Source organism: Mesorhizobium sp. WSM4983 (genome assembly GCF_029625765.1).
In the GTDB taxonomy this organism is placed as follows: domain Bacteria; phylum Pseudomonadota; class Alphaproteobacteria; order Rhizobiales; family Rhizobiaceae; genus Mesorhizobium.
Window position 1 is genome coordinate 169,977 of sequence record NZ_JARTVM010000006.1, and the last position, 16,187, is coordinate 186,163.

At 63.9% G+C, this 16,187-nt stretch carries 13 protein-coding genes; 6 read left to right on the top strand and 7 right to left on the bottom strand.

Features of this window, described 5'->3' with window-relative positions; genetic code table 11:
- Nucleotides 1-46: 46 nt before the first annotated feature.
- Nucleotides 47-1,285, bottom strand: coding sequence for an MFS transporter (locus tag P9254_RS18510; RefSeq protein WP_127847432.1), 1,239 nt, complete (start codon nt 1,283-1,285; stop codon nt 47-49).
- Nucleotides 1,286-1,414: 129 nt separating this feature from the next.
- Nucleotides 1,415-1,903 carry an MFS transporter gene (locus tag P9254_RS18515; protein WP_245322392.1) on the bottom strand — a complete coding sequence of 163 codons (489 nt, stop codon included), beginning with the start codon at nt 1,901-1,903 and terminating at the stop codon, nt 1,415-1,417.
- Between P9254_RS18515 and P9254_RS18520 the strand changes: the two genes are divergently transcribed.
- Together P9254_RS18520 and aspS are read left to right on the top strand one after the other, a co-directional pair.
- Nucleotides 1,788-2,648 carry a DeoR/GlpR family DNA-binding transcription regulator gene (locus P9254_RS18520; RefSeq protein ID WP_278056004.1) on the top strand — a complete coding sequence of 287 codons (861 nt, stop codon included), beginning with the start codon at nt 1,788-1,790 and terminating at the stop codon, nt 2,646-2,648. The genes P9254_RS18515 and P9254_RS18520 overlap by 116 nt on opposite strands.
- Nucleotides 2,649-2,766: 118 nt before the next feature.
- On the top strand, nt 2,767-4,554 hold the full coding sequence (gene aspS, locus P9254_RS18525) for an aspartate--tRNA ligase (RefSeq protein WP_067329976.1): 1,788 nt from the start codon (nt 2,767-2,769) through the stop codon (nt 4,552-4,554).
- Between the two features lie 310 nt (nt 4,555-4,864).
- Here aspS and P9254_RS18530 read toward each other — a convergent pair whose 3' ends face one another.
- Nucleotides 4,865-6,055: a hypothetical protein gene (locus P9254_RS18530; RefSeq protein WP_067329980.1), complete on the bottom strand. Its 1,191-nt coding sequence runs from the start codon at nt 6,053-6,055 to the stop codon at nt 4,865-4,867.
- 391 nt (nt 6,056-6,446) lie between these two features.
- Here P9254_RS18530 and parC point away from each other — a divergent pair, with 391 nt between their 5' ends.
- Both parC and P9254_RS18540 read left to right on the top strand, forming a co-directional pair.
- A complete protein-coding gene (gene parC, locus P9254_RS18535; protein WP_278056002.1) occupies nt 6,447-8,702 on the top strand; it encodes a DNA topoisomerase IV subunit A in 2,256 nt (751 codons plus the stop codon).
- Nucleotides 8,703-8,946: 244 nt separating this feature from the next.
- Complete coding sequence (locus P9254_RS18540; protein ID WP_067000672.1) at nt 8,947-10,146, top strand: AI-2E family transporter; 1,200 nt, start codon at nt 8,947-8,949, stop codon at nt 10,144-10,146.
- On the opposite strand, the gene P9254_RS18545 is transcribed toward P9254_RS18540, so the two are convergent.
- From P9254_RS18545 to P9254_RS18555, 3 genes are all read right to left on the bottom strand, one after another.
- On the bottom strand, nt 10,134-11,030 hold the full coding sequence (locus tag P9254_RS18545; RefSeq protein ID WP_278056000.1) for a DMT family transporter: 897 nt from the start codon (nt 11,028-11,030) through the stop codon (nt 10,134-10,136). The genes P9254_RS18540 and P9254_RS18545 overlap by 13 nt on opposite strands.
- A gap of 121 nt (nt 11,031-11,151) precedes the next feature.
- On the bottom strand, nt 11,152-11,916 hold the full coding sequence (locus P9254_RS18550; protein WP_067000678.1) for an arginyltransferase: 765 nt from the start codon (nt 11,914-11,916) through the stop codon (nt 11,152-11,154).
- 140 nt (nt 11,917-12,056) lie between these two features.
- Nucleotides 12,057-12,527, bottom strand: coding sequence for an RDD family protein (locus P9254_RS18555; RefSeq protein ID WP_278055998.1), 471 nt, complete (start codon nt 12,525-12,527; stop codon nt 12,057-12,059).
- 200 nt (nt 12,528-12,727) lie between these two features.
- Between P9254_RS18555 and sthA the strand changes: the two genes are divergently transcribed.
- Complete coding sequence (gene sthA / locus P9254_RS18560) at nt 12,728-14,116, top strand: Si-specific NAD(P)(+) transhydrogenase (RefSeq protein WP_278055996.1); 1,389 nt, start codon at nt 12,728-12,730, stop codon at nt 14,114-14,116.
- Nucleotides 14,117-14,141: 25 nt separating this feature from the next.
- Here sthA and P9254_RS18565 read toward each other — a convergent pair whose 3' ends face one another.
- Nucleotides 14,142-14,804, bottom strand: coding sequence for an alpha/beta hydrolase (locus P9254_RS18565; RefSeq protein ID WP_278055995.1), 663 nt, complete (start codon nt 14,802-14,804; stop codon nt 14,142-14,144).
- Between the two features lie 203 nt (nt 14,805-15,007).
- Here P9254_RS18565 and P9254_RS18570 point away from each other — a divergent pair, with 203 nt between their 5' ends.
- Nucleotides 15,008-16,180 (top strand): OpgC family protein, encoded by a 1,173-nt coding sequence (locus P9254_RS18570; RefSeq protein ID WP_067330202.1) that lies wholly within the window; start codon nt 15,008-15,010, stop codon nt 16,178-16,180.
- Nucleotides 16,181-16,187 lie beyond the last annotated feature (7 nt).

Genomic DNA, 16,187 nt, shown 5'->3' on the forward strand with positions numbered 1-16,187 from the left:
TCAAAGAGATAGAGCGGTTCGGCGTGTCCGCGAAACGCTGAAACGCCTAATCCTGCTTGTCTGAATCGCCACCCCGCCGCGCCAGCCGCGCGAATAGCGTCGACGTGCGCAAAAGCGCGGTGAAGCGGCTGCGGCTGCCGGCCGGCACACTCGACCGCACCTGCATGCGGTAGAGGATCACAATGATGAGAACGGCATAGACGACGGCGTTGAAAACGAACAGCGCGCTCGGCCCGAAATGTTGCATCACCGCCGAGGCCGCAATCGGACCGCCGATCGCGCCGAAGGAGTAGAACAGCATCAGCGCCGCGTTGATCAGCACGAATTCGCCTTTGCCGGCCCGGTCGTTGGCATGCGCGGCCGATAGTGAATAGAGCGGCATGGCGAAGCTGCCGAAGATGAAAACGATGATGAAGTTGAGGAACGGGTCGGCGCGCGCCACGAAGGCCAGCGCCAGCGCGGCAAGCATGGCGCAGCACGTCGTCGCCAGCAGCACCGAGCGGCGGTCTCGGCGGTCGGAGAGATAGCCAAGCGGATATTGGATGAGGGCGCCTCCAAAAATGCCGACGCTGACGAAGGTCACGACATCGGCAACCGACATGCCGATCTCCTCGGCATAGACCGGCGACAGCGTGCGAAAGGCGCTGTTTGTGACGCCGACGGCGATGCAGCCGATCGAGCCGAGCGGCGAGATCCGCCAGACGCGCGGCAGGTCGAGCTTGACGTCTTCCGGAGGCGCCGGGTTCGAGCGGTCCCCGAGCGAGACCGGCACCAGCGAAAAGGTGATCATCATCGACATGACGGCGAAGATGGCGAAACCGCCGGCGCCGAAGATCGGAATCAGGAATTGCGCGCCGGTAACCGAGCCGATGTCGACCATGCGATATATGGCGAGCACCCGCGCGCGGTCCTTGTTGCCGACGCCGGAATTCAGCCAGGCTTCCATGACGGTGAACAGGCCGGCAAAGCAGAAGCCGCCGGCAAAGCGCACCGCGCACCACATGACGGGGTCGATGACGAGCACCAGAAGCAGCGTGCCGACCGAGGCGATCGCGGCCAGCGCGGCAAAAGTCCGGACGTGGCCGACCGCCTTCAGGATACGCGTGACGGCCAGGCAGCCGAGCAGGAAACCGGCGAAATAGAACGTGCCCATCAAGCCGATATCGGAAGCGGAAAAGCCTTCCTGCGCCCCGCGCAAGGCAATCAGCGTTCCCTGCAGCCCATTGCCGCCAAGCAGGATGCCTGCGGCAATCAGGAGCGGAATAAGCGGACGGATGGACGACATTAAAGAGAGGCAATCACGGATCTGTGACCTCTTCTTGGACCATAGATCCTGTCAACGCCAGCGGCAAATGCAACTTCACATCCTTGCACCCGGCCGAGGAGATGGGCTGCCAATTGGGGTAGGGGTGTCCTAAGCCTTGCCGGCCCGTATTTCTATCTCCAGCTCGACCGTAGCAGGTGTCTTGCCCGGAAACGCATGGATGTTCTCCACGGCCGGCCTCCGGCCAAGTGAACCTACCGTCAGCAGGCTGAGCGCGATGAAGGGGATGCCGATGCCATAGGCGGAGCGGATGCCCCAATGGTCCGATACGAAGCCGAGCAGCGGCGGGCCGAGCAGGAAAGCGATGAAGGAAATCTGCGAGAGCGCCGCGACGTTGATCGCCGCCGGGCGATCCGTCCGTTGCGCGGCGGCGGAGATCGCCAGCGGGAAGAGGGCGCTGCTGCCGATGCCCAACAGGGCAAAGCCAAACATCGAAACGGCCGGCAGCGGCGAGAAGAAGACGATGAGCACGCCGGCCGCCATCGCTGCCAAGAGCACGCGCGCAACCCCGCTTGGCGAGTGGCGGTCGACGAAGGAGTCGGCGAAAAGGCGTGTGGTTGCCTGCGAGAAGGCAAACAGCGCCACGGTCAAGCCCGGCGACGAAGGGGCCGGAGTCGAAGACGGTGCGCATGTAGATCGCCGACCAGTCGATGCTGGCGCCTTCGAGGAGCATCGCCGAAAGCGTCACGGCGACCAGGACCAGGATCGGCAATGTCGGCCGCGCGAACATCGGCGCCTTGTCGCCGGAGCTGGCGAAGCGGGCGGGCGCCGGCTCGAAGCCGCCGAGAAACAGGGCCGTTGCAATGGTCACCATCGGCACCACCAGCGCCAGATGCAGCTGCGGCGACAGGCCGAGATGCGCCATGGCGCCGCCGAACAGCCCGGCGCCGAAGAAGCCCGCGCTCCAGAGCTGACGGTCGCTACCAATTCGCCGGGCGTCGCATCGGCACTCGCCGATCTGCCCCTGGTCGAGCTGTTTGTGCTGGGCGGCAGGTATGTCCGCGACCTCGGCACCTGTGTCGGCGGCGATACGCTGGCCGCCGTGGCGCAGCTTGGCGCCGATCTGTTCTTCCTTGGCTCCTGCGGCCTCGATGCCTCGCGTGGCGTCACCGCCTTCGATTCGGCGGAAGCGGAGGTCAAGCGCGCCATGGCCGGGAATAGCGCCGGCATCGTGATCGCCGTCACCAACGACAAGCTCGCCACCGCGGCGCCTTATCGCGTCGCCGCGCCCGACGCGATAAGCCATCTGGTGGTGGACAAGACGGCGCCTTCACCCATCCTTGCCGATTTCGAGCGCCTGGGTGCCGAAATCCACTTTGCCTGACCTGGGGCACCGCGCCTGCGTGTGACCGCTTGCCTTGACAAAGCCGGCCTCTCATGCGCTTTTCGCGCCAATTTTCGAGCCGGGCTTTCGCCCGCAATTCCGGACTCCACCAATGACAATGCATCGTTACCGCAGCCACACCTGTGCCCAATTGAGAAAGACCGACGTCGGCAATTCGGTCCGCCTGTCCGGCTGGGTGCATCGCGTGCGCGACCATGGCGGGCTGCTCTTCATCGATCTGCGCGACCATTACGGCCTGACCCAGATCGTCGCCGACCCGGACTCGCCGGCCTTCAAGGTCGCCGAGACGGTGCGCGGCGAATGGGTGATCCGCATCGACGGCGAGGTCAAGGCGCGCCTGCCGGAGACCGTCAACGCCAATTTGCCGACTGGCGAGATCGAGATTTTCGCGCGCGAGATCGAAGTGCTCTCGGCGGCCAAGGAGCTGCCGCTGCCGGTGTTCGGCGAGCCTGAATACCCCGAGGACATCCGCCTGAAATACCGCTTCCTCGACCTGCGCCGCGAGACGCTGCACAGGAACATCGTTGCGCGCACCAAGATCATCGCCGAGATGCGCAAGCGCATGGGCGAGGTCGGTTTCACCGAATTCTCGACGCCGATCCTGACCGCGTCGTCGCCCGAAGGCGCGCGCGACTTCCTGGTGCCGTCGCGCATCCATCCCGGCACCTTCTATGCCCTGCCGCAGGCGCCGCAGCAGTACAAGCAGCTGATCATGGTCTCCGGCTTCGACCGCTACTTCCAGATCGCGCCCTGCTTCCGTGACGAGGATCCGCGCGCCGACCGCCTGCCCGGCGAGTTCTACCAGCTCGACCTCGAGATGAGCTTCGTCGAGCAGGATGACGTGCTCTCCACCATGGAGCCGGTGCTTCGCGGCGTCTTCGAGACCTTTGCCGCCGGCAAGCCGGTGACTCAGCAATTCCGCCGCATTCCCTTCGACGAGGCGATGCGGACCTACGGCACCGACAAGCCGGACCTGCGCAACCCGATCGAGATGCAGGCGGTCTCGGATCATTTCCGCGATTCCGGCTTCAAGGTCTTCGCCAACATCCTGGCCAACGATCCGAAGGCCGAAGTCTGGGCTATCCCCGCCAAGACCGGCGGCAGCCGCGCCTTCTGCGATCGCATGAACTCCTGGGCGCAGGGCGAGGGCCAGCCAGGCCTCGGATACATCTTCTGGCGCAAGGAGGGCGACAAGCTCGAAGGCGCCGGACCGATCGCCAAGAACATCGGTGAGGAACGCACCGAGGCGGTGCGCCAGCAGCTTGGCCTTGCCGATGGCGATGCCGCCTTCTTCGTCGCCGGCGACCCGAAGAAGTTCGTTTCCTTCGCGGGCGCCGCGCGCACCCGCGCCGGCGAGGAATTGAACCTCGTCGACCGCGATCGCTTCGAACTCTGCTGGATCGTCGACTTCCCGTTCTTCGAATGGAACGAGGACGAGAAGAAGATCGACTTCGCCCACAATCCGTTCTCCATGCCGCAGGGCGGCATCGACGCGCTCGGCGGTCAGGAGCCGCTGGGCATCAAGGCGTTCCAATACGACATGGTCTGCAACGGTTTCGAGATCGCTTCCGGCGGCATCCGCAACCACCTGCCGGAGACCATGGTCAAGGCCTTCGAGATGGTCGGCCTCGATCGCCAGACGGTCGAGGAGCGCTTCGGCGGCCTCTACCGCGCCTTCCAGTATGGCGCGCCGCCGCATGGCGGCATGGCGGCCGGCATCGACCGCATCGTCATGCTTTTGGTCGGCGCCAAGAACCTGCGCGAGGTGACCATGTTCCCGATGAACCAGCAGGCCTATGACCTGCTGATGAACGCGCCTTCGGAGGCCACCCCGCAGCAGCTTCGGGAGCTGTCGCTGCGCGTCGCCGTCGCGAAGAAGGACTGAGACGCGGGGACTCATCCTGAATCGATGGTAGCTCCGGGAGTGATTGGCGGCTGGCCTTCGCTCCAGAGCCATTTTCTCAAGGATTGGGTCAGAGCGTGTGGGCAACCGCCCGGATTTCAACCAATTGCTGCGGGAATGCCAGGCCCGAGACCCCGAGGAGGGTCACGGCAGGGCGGGGTGGTCCGACATACTCCTGTAAAGAGCGACAAACGCCTTCGTCGAGGAGGTCAGGCCCTGATCGTAGGAAAACGGCGATCCGGATCATCCGAACCGCCGTTGGATAATGCTGGCAGGTGCGCGGCGCCCCCGATCAGTCCTCGTTCGCCTTGACCTTCACGCCCAGCGTCTTCGGCAGGTCGAGCGGGTTGGACATGGCGCCGGCCATGATCAGCGCGAACGGCACCGACGCCGGCGGCTCGGCCGAGATCTCGAGGCTCTTGGGGTCGTCGAGGAACTTGTTGACCGCGGCCGACACCTCGGCCGTCAGTTCGGGATTGTTGAGCTGCGCCATGCCGAACGGCACGATCGCCTTGGCTTGATTGGCGACGTCCTTGCCGGACATGCCCTGCTGCTTGCCGACATAGTCGAGCACCTTGCCGGTCAGCGAATCGTCGTCGAAGCGCACCGAGGCGCCGTTGAAGGAAAGCTGCTGCAAGAGGCCGAGCATGGCCATGCCCTGCGCGGAATTGTCGGCACCCTCCGGCTGTGCGGCGAACTTCTTTTGCATCTCCTGCATCGACTTGATGAAGTCGAGGGTGTAGCCGCCGAGATTGAAGGTCATGCCGAGCGTGCCGGCATTCTCGACCGAGATGTCGTATTTCGAGAGCTCCATCTTGCCGTCGCTGGGCTGCCAGGTGCCGGCCATCGAGACCGTACCGGAGATATTCTGGTAGCCGAGCGCTTGGATCGCCTCCTTCGACTTCGGGTCCTCGACCAGTGTCAGGTCGGCGTTGAACTTTTCCGTGTTGGCGGTGAAGTCCATCGCCTTGCCGTCGGCCGGCGGGGTGATCTGGACGGCCAGCCCGTCCATCGAGAAGGCCGTCTTGTCGCCGACCTTGACGGTCATGTTGGAGAGCTCGGCCGACTTGTACATCATCAGCGAGCCGAGCGGGTCGGTGCTGCCTTCGGCCGGCACCTTCATGCCGTGAATGACAACGGGGCTGAGGTTGAGCGTCACGCCGTCCTGGCTGCGCTCGAATGCCGAGCTCGAGACGGTCGCGATCTCGAAGCCGCCATTGGCCTCGGTGATGCCCTCCAGCTTTACGTCGCCGATCGGCAGGGCTTCCTTCTCGGCTGCCGGCTTGATGGACACGCCCTGCAGCACCGCGTTCGAATTGTCGCCGGAGACGCCGGTCCAGGAAATGTCGACGCCCTGGGCGGCAAGGGCCGCCTTGACGCGGTCGGCCACCGCCGGATCGGCGGCGAAGGCGGTGTTGAGCGGCAGGGCCAGCAGAATGGTTGAAAAAGCCAGTTTCTTGAGCATTGAGCGTTGAATTTTCATGGCGAGTTCCCTGTCCTGAAAAGTGTTTTTGAATTCTACTCCATCACCATTCCGCGACGAACGGGTCGGGAACAAGGCGTTTCCCGGCACATTTGTCGAAAACGGCGATGAAAAGCAAACCCGGCCGGCACGCTTTGCATGATGCGGTGAATTTGTCATGAAGACCGCGGCTCTCCTGCGCCGGCGCGTTGCCTGCCCAGATAGAGGGCGCATGTAACAGATTGATGTTGGCCGGTTAGCCCGCTTGCTGCCGGGGCCGGTTGCAGAATGGGCAAACTGGAATGTTCAACTTGCCGCTTCCGTGAAATCCTTCACGTCGCCATTTGCGACGAATCCGCCGACTGCCAACCCGGCGCTTGCCGCGAATCACCCGCTCGGCTAGTCCAAATCCATGGGCAAAAGGCATTTGCCGCCTGAAGACAATGGCGGCGGCGACAACATCGAACCGGTCGATCTGAAGGAAGCGCTCGAGAAGCGCTATCTTGCCTATGCGCTGTCGACCATCATGCACCGGGCGCTGCCGGATGTGCGGGACGGACTGAAGCCGGTCCATCGCCGCATCATGCATGCCATGCGGCTCTTGCGGCTCAACCCGGATCAGGGCTTCGCCAAATGCGCCCGCATCGTCGGCGAGGTGATGGGTAAGTTCCATCCGCATGGCGACCAGTCGATCTACGACGCGCTGGTGCGGCTCGCGCAGGAATTCTCGATGCGCTACCCGCTGGTCGACGGGCAGGGCAATTTCGGCAATATCGACGGCGATAACGCCGCCGCCATGCGCTACACCGAAGCGCGCATGACGGAGGTGGCGACTGAGCTGCTTGCCGGCATCACCGAGGACGCCGTCGACTTCCGGCCGACCTATAATGAGGAGGACGAGGAACCCTCCGTTCTACCCGGCGCCTTCCCGAACCTGCTCGCCAACGGCTCGTCCGGCATTGCGGTCGGCATGGCGACCTCGATCCCGCCGCACAACGCCGCCGAGCTTTGCGACGCGGCACTTCATCTGATCGAGCATCCGGACGCGCCGGTGGCGAAGCTGATGGATTTCGTCCAAGGGCCGGATTTCCCGACCGGCGGCATCATCGTCGACAGCCGCGCCTCGATCCTCGAAGCCTATGAGAGCGGCCGCGGCGGTTTCCGCGTGCGCTCCAGATGGAGCCAGGAGGACCAGGGCAGGGGCACCTGGAGCATTGTCGTCACGGAAATCCCCTATGGCGTCCAGAAGGCCAGGCTGATCGAGAAGATCGCCGAGCTCCTGATGGCGCGCAAGCTGCCGCTGCTCGAGGACGTCCGCGACGAAAGCGCCGAGGATATCCGTATCGTGCTGGCGCCGAAGAGCCGCAGCGTCGATCCAGGCATCCTGATGGAATCGCTGTTCAAGCTGACCGAGCTCGAAAGCCGCTTCCCGCTCAACATGAACGTGCTGTCGCGCGGCAAGGTGCCGAACGTCCTGTCACTGAAGGGCGTGCTGAAGGAATGGCTCGATCACCGCCGCGACGTGCTGATCCGCCGCTCGAGATATCGGCTGGGCGAGATCGAGAAGCGGCTGGAAATCCTGGCCGGCTATCTGATCGCCTATTTGAACATCGACGAGGTGATCAGGATCATCCGCGAGGAAGACGAGCCCAAGCAGGTGATGATGGCCCGCTGGTCGCTCACCGACAATCAGGCCGAGGCCATTCTCAACATGCGGCTGCGCGCCCTGCGCAAGCTGGAAGAGATCGAAATCCGCAAGGAGTTCGACGGCCATACCGAGGAGAAGAAGCAGATCGAGGCATTGCTTGCCTCCGACGCCAAGCAATGGGCGACGATCAAGTGGGAAGTCGCTGAGGTTCGTAAGAAGTTCGGTCCGGAGACCGAGCTCGGCAAACGCCGCACCCAGTTCGCCGACGCGCCCGAGCATGACCTCACCGATATCGCGTACGCCATGATCGAGCGCGAGCCTGTCACCGTCGTGGTTTCGGAAAAGGGCTGGCTCCGCGCGATGAAGGGTCACCTGACCGACTATTCGCAGCTTGCCTTCAAGGAAGGCGACAGCCTGAAGCTCGCCTTCCACGCGCAGACGACCGACAAGATCCTGGTCTTCACCACCGGCGGCAAGTTCTACACCATCGGCGCCGACCGGCTGCCGGGCGGGCGCGGCCATGGCGAGCCGATCCGCATCATCGTCGACATGGAAAACGACCAGGACATCGTCACCGCCTTTGTCCACGACCCGAAGCGCAAGCTGCTCTTGGTTTCCTACGACGCCAACGGCTTCGTCGTCTCCGAGGAAGAGGTGATCGCCAACACCCGCAAGGGCAAGCAGGTGATGAACGTCAAGGCGCCGGACGAGGCCAAACGCTGCATTCCGGTCGCCGGCGACCATCTCGCCATTGTCGGCGAGAACCGCAAGATGCTGATCTTCCCGCTGTCCGAAATCCCGGAAATGGCGCGCGGCAAGGGTGTGCGCCTGCAGAAATACAAGGACGGCGGCGTGCTGGACCTTAAGACCTTCACGATTGCAGCGGGGCTGACCTGGCAGGATTCGGCCGACCGCACCTTCACCAAGTCGCGCGAGGAATTGGCCGAGTGGATCGGCGCTCGCGCAGCCGCCGGTCGCATGGTGCCGAAGGGTTTCCCGAGGACGGGCAAGTTCGGGTAGCGGGGCTCTCCCTTCTCCCCTATGCGAGAAGGTGTCACCGAAGGCGACGGACGAGGGTGTTCCAGGGAACACAGACGTCTCACACTCCGCTGGAACACCCCTTATCCGTCTCGGCGCTACGCGCCGATCCACCTTCTCCCACACGGGGAGGAGGCTAGGCGCAAACATTTGGACTATCGTCACGATTGCTGCACTATGATGGTGCATAAGCAACCATCGGAGCTGGCAGGGGAGAACCGCCGCGTTGAAGCGGGCTGAGATCCAGAAACCAGGGCAGCGACTGTTCGGTCTGTCGGCGCCGCTGAGGGCTGCCGTCATCCCGCCGCTGTCGGCGGCGCGCTGGCTCCTGGTGCTGATCGTCGCCGCCGGCGTCTATTTCTTCCACGGCTTCCTGTTCCCGGTGCTGGCGGCGCTCGTCATCGCCTTCGCCAGCTGGCCGCTCTACCGCCGGCTGCTCGCCGGGGTCGGCGGCAATCGCACGATCGCCGCGACCCTCGCGATCCTGTTCATCCTGACCTTCCTGGTGGTGCCGATAGCGCTCGCCGGCACTTACGCCATCAACGAGCTTCGCGAGTGGGTGGTGTGGGCGATCGAGACCAACCGCAACGGGTCCGCCACGCCGCAATGGATCGCCACCATGCCGGTCGTCGGTGAATGGCTGAACCAGCAGTGGACGGCCAATCTCGGCCATCCCGGCGGCATCGGCGAATTGATCCAGATGGTCAGCGGCTCCAACATCGGCACCATCTATCGCGGCGCGCTGGCCGCCGGCGGCAGCGCCTTCGGGCTGCTGCTCACGCTGCTTTTCATGCTGATCGCGCTGTTCTTTGCCTATCGCGACGGCGAGGGCTTCGCGGCGCAGGTTGATCGCCTCGGCGAGCGCATCCTGCCGACGCGCTGGGAGCGCATCTCGCGCGTCGTGCCTGCTACCATTTCATCGACGGTCACCGGCATGACCGTCATCGCCATCGGCGAAGGCGTGGTGCTGGGCGTCGCCTATTGGCTGGCCGGCGTGCCGTCGCCGGTCACGCTCGGGGCGCTTACCGGCATCATGGCGCTGATCCCGGGCGGCGCGCCGCTCTCCTTCACGCTGGTGTCGATCTACCTCGCCGCCAGCGGCAAGTTGTTTGCGGGCCTTGCGCTGTTCGTCTGGGGCGCGGTCGAGCTTTTCATCGTCGACAAGACGCTGCGCCCGAAGCTGGTCGGCGGGCCGATCAAGCTGCCTTTCCTGCCGACCTTTTTCGGCCTGATCGGCGGCGTCAAGACGATGGGCTTCCTCGGCCTCTTCATAGGCCCTGTACTGATGGCGCTGCTCGTCGCCATCTGGCGCGAATGGCTGCGCGAGGTCGAGCTGATGGATGAGCTTCCACCTGCCGCTGAAGAAGGGAACGGGCCGCCACGGATCGAGACGGCGCCTGAGACCAGGAAAATTCAGGCCGGGTAGGCGACGGCGAGCGCCGCCCGGCGCCTGCGGCCTTCGTGCAATTGCCAGAGCGAGTGGGCTACCAGCGCCACGATCAGGATCGCGCCGCCGATCAGGCTGTTTCGTGTCGGAGCCTCGGCAAAGACCAGCCAGACCCAGACAGGCGCGAGCACCGTCTCCAGAACGTAAAACATCGCCACCTCCGGCCCTGAAATATATTTCGGGCCGGCGGCGAGACAGAAGAACGAGATCGGCATGATCACCGCGCCGTTGAAGATGATCCACCACGGCGCGTTGACGTGCAGTCCTTCACCCGAGACCATGAATGCGGCGAGCGCTAGCGGAAAGATGACGCCGACCAGCGCGGTGAAGCCCATGTCCTTGCCGCTGGCGCGCGAGATGGTGATGGCGAGTGCGACGAAGAAAGCCGAGCAGAGCGCCATGAAATCGCCGAACAGTTTTCCGGTGCCGACCGAACCGCCGACGATGATCAGCACGCCGACGATCATCGCCAGCATTGCGATCACGGTGCTCAGCCGCGGTCGTTCTCTGAGGAACAGCCAGGAGAGCAGCGCCGCGAAGACGGTGTTGAAGGCCAGGATGAAGACGAGGTCGGCGGTCGAGGTATGATAGACGGCGGTGACGAAGGTGATCGAAGTCAGGCCGTAGCAGATCGCCGCCGCCAGGCCCGACCAGCCGGGGATGAGCTTCGGCACTTTGCCGCGCACCGCGCGCCAGACGACCCAAATCAACAGGGTGGCGACAAGCGTTGTCCCGGTCCGCAGCGCCATGATGGTCCACGGGCTGCCATCCGCGAGCCGGATCAGGGGAATGTCGAAGGTGAGCACCAGGCCGCCGATGGCGGTGATCAGCAGGCCTTTCTGATGGTCGTGGTGGGAAGACATGATTGGTCTCGCAATGATTTGCAGGCGGCGGCTGGCTCGATGGCGCACGCTTCCAGCGAGTGGCGGAAACACCAGCTTCCTGCCCCTTGAAACAGTTTAAGAACGGGCTTTGGAAAAAAGGTCAGCGACTGACCGCTTCGTGGTCGTAGCGTTCCCAGCCTTTCGGACCGAGATGCTCCTGCGGCATGAACCGCATCTTATAGCTCATCTTGCGCGAGCCGTTGACCCAGTAGCCGAGATAGACGTGGGGCAGTCCCATCGCCTTGGCGCGGGCGATGTGATCGAGGATCATGAAGGTGCCGAGCGAGCGGTCCTCGAAATCGGGATTGAAGTAGGAATAGACCATCGACAAGCCGTCGGCCATCTTGTCGGTCAGCGCTACGGCAATCAATTCACCCTGGCCCTTGCCGGTGATGAAGGTGTCGGGGCCGCGGCGCCGGTATTCGATGATCTTGGTGTCGACATGCGTGTCCTCGACCATCATCGCATAGTCGAGCACTGTCATGTCGGACATCCCGCCGCGGCGATGGCGCGCGTCGAGATAGGCGCGAAATAGCGAATATTGCTCGGTGGAAGGCTGCGCGTCGTGCATGGCGCCGATGAGGTCGGCATTGCGCTGAGTGACGCGGCGCATGTTGCGGCTGGCGGTGAACTCCTGCGCCAGGATGCGCACCGACACGCAGGCGCGGCAGGATTCGCAGGCCGGCCGGTAGGCGATGTTCTGGGAACGCCGGAAGCCGCCTTGCGTGAGCAGATCGTTCATCTCGGGCGCCTTGTCGCCGACAAGGTGCGTGAACACCTTCCGCTCGAACTGGCCCTCCAGATAGGGGCACGGGGACGGCGCGGTTAGGAAGAACTGCGGCGACTGGGTCGGATGCTGCGTCATCGATTCTTGGACACGCTCCTGCGAATCGCCCTACCTTTGGCCCGGCCGGCGAAAAATTCAACAGGATTGTGCTGTCTCGGCCGGCCCAAGCTGTTCATAATCTAGCACAACCGGCGCGGCGAGGGCGGCCGCACATAGCGTCAGCTATCGGTGCGGGTGACGACGGTGCCGAGAAGCAGGTCGTGCAGCGTGCGCTTGCGATCGGAAAACAGCGTGACCAGCAGCACCAGCGGCGTCAGGATGACGTTGCCGGCCCAGAATAGCACCGAATGCACGACGGCGGTCAGGCCGTCGATGCGCGTGCCGTCGAGCCTCTCAAGCCGGATGCCCATGATCTTCATGCCGGCTGTGGCCTGGTCGCGGCTGCCCAGCGTGTTCCAGATATAGAGGATGGCAACCGCCGGAAGCAGGACGGAGAACAGGGCCCAGCCCAGGCCGAAGGTCAAAAGCCCGAGTAGGGCGACCAATATGGCGAAGGGGATGGTGAGCAGCGCCACGAAGAAATAGTCGAGGATGAAGGCGAAGACGCGCCTGGTGCGCACGCCGCGGTAGGCGCGTGTATCCTCGAGCCTTGTGGTGATAATCTCGCCGTCCAGCACGCGCGTGTTCATGTGTCATGCCCTCGCAACAGGCCGGAAATAAGTCTCGGCCATTCGCCTCTGAAATGGTGAAAGCCGATGGCGGAATCAAGATGGACTGCTCGTGACGCCGGCGCGGCAGGCTGTGGCGAGCGGCGCTGCGGCGATTGAATTCCAGGCGCGGATCGCGTTAGCCTGCTGCGGCGCAAAAAGACGCCGAGGGGATGGGGAATATGGATTACGACATGTTGGTCATCGGCAGCGGCCCCTCCGGGCGCCGCGCCGCGGTGCAGTCGGCCAAGCTCGGCAAGTCGGTTTTGGTCGTCGATAGGGGCCGGCGTCTCGGCGGCGTCTCCGTGCACACCGGCACCATTCCATCCAAGACGCTGCGCGAAACCGTGCTCAATCTCTCCGGCTGGCGCGAGCGCGGCTTCTACGGGCGCGGCTACCGGGTCAAGCAGGATATTTCGGTCAGCGACCTCGTCGAGCGCCTGCACAAGACGCTCGATCACGAAGTCGAGGTGCTGCAGCATCAGTTCATGCGCAACGCGGTCAAAAGCGCGCGGGCCACGGCCAAGTTCATCGGCGCCAACAAGGTCAGCCTGACCACCGACAATGGCGACTACAGCGAGATCGGTTTCGCCAATGCGCTGATCGCGGTCGGCACCAGGCCGCACCGCCCGCGCGACGTGCCGTTCGACAAGACACGCGTCTTCGACAGCGACGAGATGCTGGAACTTAACCGGTTGCCGCGAACGCTGACCGTCATCGGCGCCGGCGTCATCGGCGTCGAATACGCGACCATCTTTTCGGCGCTCGACGTGCCGGTGACGCTGGTCGAGCCGCGCAACACCATCCTCGATTTCGTCGATCGCGAAATCGTCGACGACTTCATCCATCAGATGCGCGACCGCGGCATGACCATTCGCCTCGGCAGCACGGTAAAAGAAATCGCCTCCAAGCCCGATCATGCCGAAGTGACCCTTGCCGATGGCCGCACCATCCGCTCCGAAATCGTGCTTTACGCTGCAGGCCGCAGCGGCAATCTTGGCAGCCTCGGGCTCGACATGGTCGGCATCGAGGCCGACAGCCGCGGCCGCATCAAGGTCGATCCCCAGACATTTCAGACCAGCGCGCCCAATATCTATGCCACCGGCGACGTCATCGGCTTTCCGAGTCTGGCCTCGACCTCGATGGAGCAGGGCAGGGTGGCTGCCTGCCATGCCTTCGGCGTGGCGCTGCCGCCGCCGCCGGAAACGTTTCCTTACGGCATCTACGCCGTGCCGGAAATCTCCACCGTCGGCCAGTCCGAGGAGCAGGTGCGCGAGAGCGGGATCGCCTATGAGGTCGGCGTGGCGCGCTTCCGGGAAACCTCGCGCGGCCACATCATGGGCGTCAACTCAGGTTTCCTGAAACTCCTGTTCTCGGTCGACACGCGCCGCCTGCTCGGCGCCCATATCGTCGGCGAGGGTGCGACCGAGCTCATCCATATCGGCCAGGCGGTGATCAATCTCGGCTGCACGGTCGACTTTTTCGTCAACAACACCTTCAACTATCCGACGCTGGCCGAAGCCTACAAGATCGCCGGGCTGGATGCCTGGAACCGGATGGGGCAGGGCTAGCCTCGGCAGCAGCGTCTATCTCTCGTCAGGCGGCCGGCGTCGAGGTCGCGGCAAGCCACTGCCGGGCGATCGCGGCATCCGCTTCGCCGAACTCATGGCCGGAGGCGACGATGCGCGCATCGACCTCGGCACGGCGCTGGCTGAAGAGCGTCACCAAGGCTGGCGCGAACGGGCCGTAGGTCTGGTCGGCCGCGCCGGCGATGATCAGCACCCGCGTTCCGGCAAGGTTCGTCGCCGGCGCATCGTCGAGCACCGGCATCGCCCTGAGCAGCGCCGCCTGCCTGACCAGGCCCGGATGAAGCAGCATCAGCGTGGAAACCAGATTGGCGCCGTTTGAGTAACCCAGGAAGGTCGCGCGGGTGAGATCAAGCTGGTGGAGCCGTGCGGCTTCCACCGCGAATTGGGCGAAAGCGGCCGTCTCCGCGCGGATGCTCGACTGCTCGAAGCTGGTCGGCGTGATTCGTTCGAACCAGCGAAAACCGTCCTCCTGGCGGATGCGGCCGCGTGCTGCGACAACCACCGCGCGCGGCGCGATCCGCCTCGCCAGCGGCAAAAGTGTCGCTTCGTCCACGCCCGATCCATGCAGCACGAAAAGGCATTCGCCGCTCGCAGTTGCCGGCCTGATCAGACGATAGGAAAAAGGCAAATCACGCTGCAACTTGCTGTTTTTGCTGACATGTTCGGACATGATCAGATCCTTTTGATTCTACGGCGATTTCGCTGATTTGCCGGCTTCAAAACGGAATGTTTTCAAGCTCCGCGAAAGTTGATTGAACCCGGCGCATTTCGGACCGTTTCGGCGCCGATACACTCCCGAACGGGAGGAATCGAAGCGGTGCGTCGGGGGTCGCATTGCTGGACATGAAACACCAGCTCTGAGGCCTTTTGTCGATGACCATCCCCGTTTCTCAACGCGATACGCGTATCGATGTGCTGCGCGCGCTCGCCTTGCTCACCATTTTCGTCGACCACGTGCCGGGTACCGTCTTCGAAAACCTGACCTACAAGAACCTCGGCTTTTCCGATGCGGCAGAGGCCTTCGTTTTGATCTCCGGCATCTCGGTGGCGCTCGCCTATGGCACCAAGTTCAAGCCGGGGGGCAGGCTGCTGGCGACCCTCAAGATGTGGCGGCGCGCCGGCGTGCTCTACGTCACCCACATCGTCATCACCATGCTGGTGATCGCCCTGTTTTCCGCCACGGCCGTGTTCGCCCACCGCCCGGAGCTGTTGAAGATGATCAACATCGAGCCGCTGATGAAGGACACGCCGGAGGTGCTTTTCGGCATCGTCACCCTCGGCCATCAGCTCGGCTACAACAACATCCTGCCGGTCTATGCGGCGCTGCTTCTGGCGGCGCCGGCCTTCGTTCTGTTCGTCAGCTACAGGCCCGTGGCGGCACTGACGGTATCCGGGCTGCTGTGGCTGGTCGCCGGCATCTGGCAGATCGCTCCGCCGAATTATCCCGAGCCGGGTCTCTGGTTCTTGAACCCGCTGTCCTGGCAGTTTCTGTTCAACATCGGCCTTGCCGCCATGCTGCATATCAAGCGCGGCGGCACCATCCCCGTAAACCGGTGGCTGGTGGGTTTCGCCGGCGTCTATGTGGTGGGCGCGGCGATCTGGGTGCACAGCCCACTCTGGGGGCAGATCACCTGGTTCAATCTGCCGGTGGTGATCGGCGGCTTCGACAAGACCTTCCTGTCGCTGCCGCGGCTGCTGCATATCTTGGCCGTCAGCTATCTGGTAGTCGCCCTGCCGGCCGTATCGAACCTTTTCCGCGCCAAGCCCGACAATCCGCTGGCGATCCTCGGCAAGCGTTCGCTGCCCGTCTTCGTTGCCGGCACGCTGATTGCCATGGCCGCTCAGGTGCTCAAGCTGATCAATCCGGGCGGCCTCGCCTATGACACGTTGCTGATCGCTGCCGGCATCGCCATGCAGTTCGCACTGGCGCTCTATCTCGAATGGCTCGCCGGTCTCGGCCCGACCCGCATCAAACCGGCGCGTGCGGAGCCGGCGCGCACCGGGTTCGCTGCGCCGCCCATGCCGGCGCGGGTCGGCGGATATTGAGATGTGG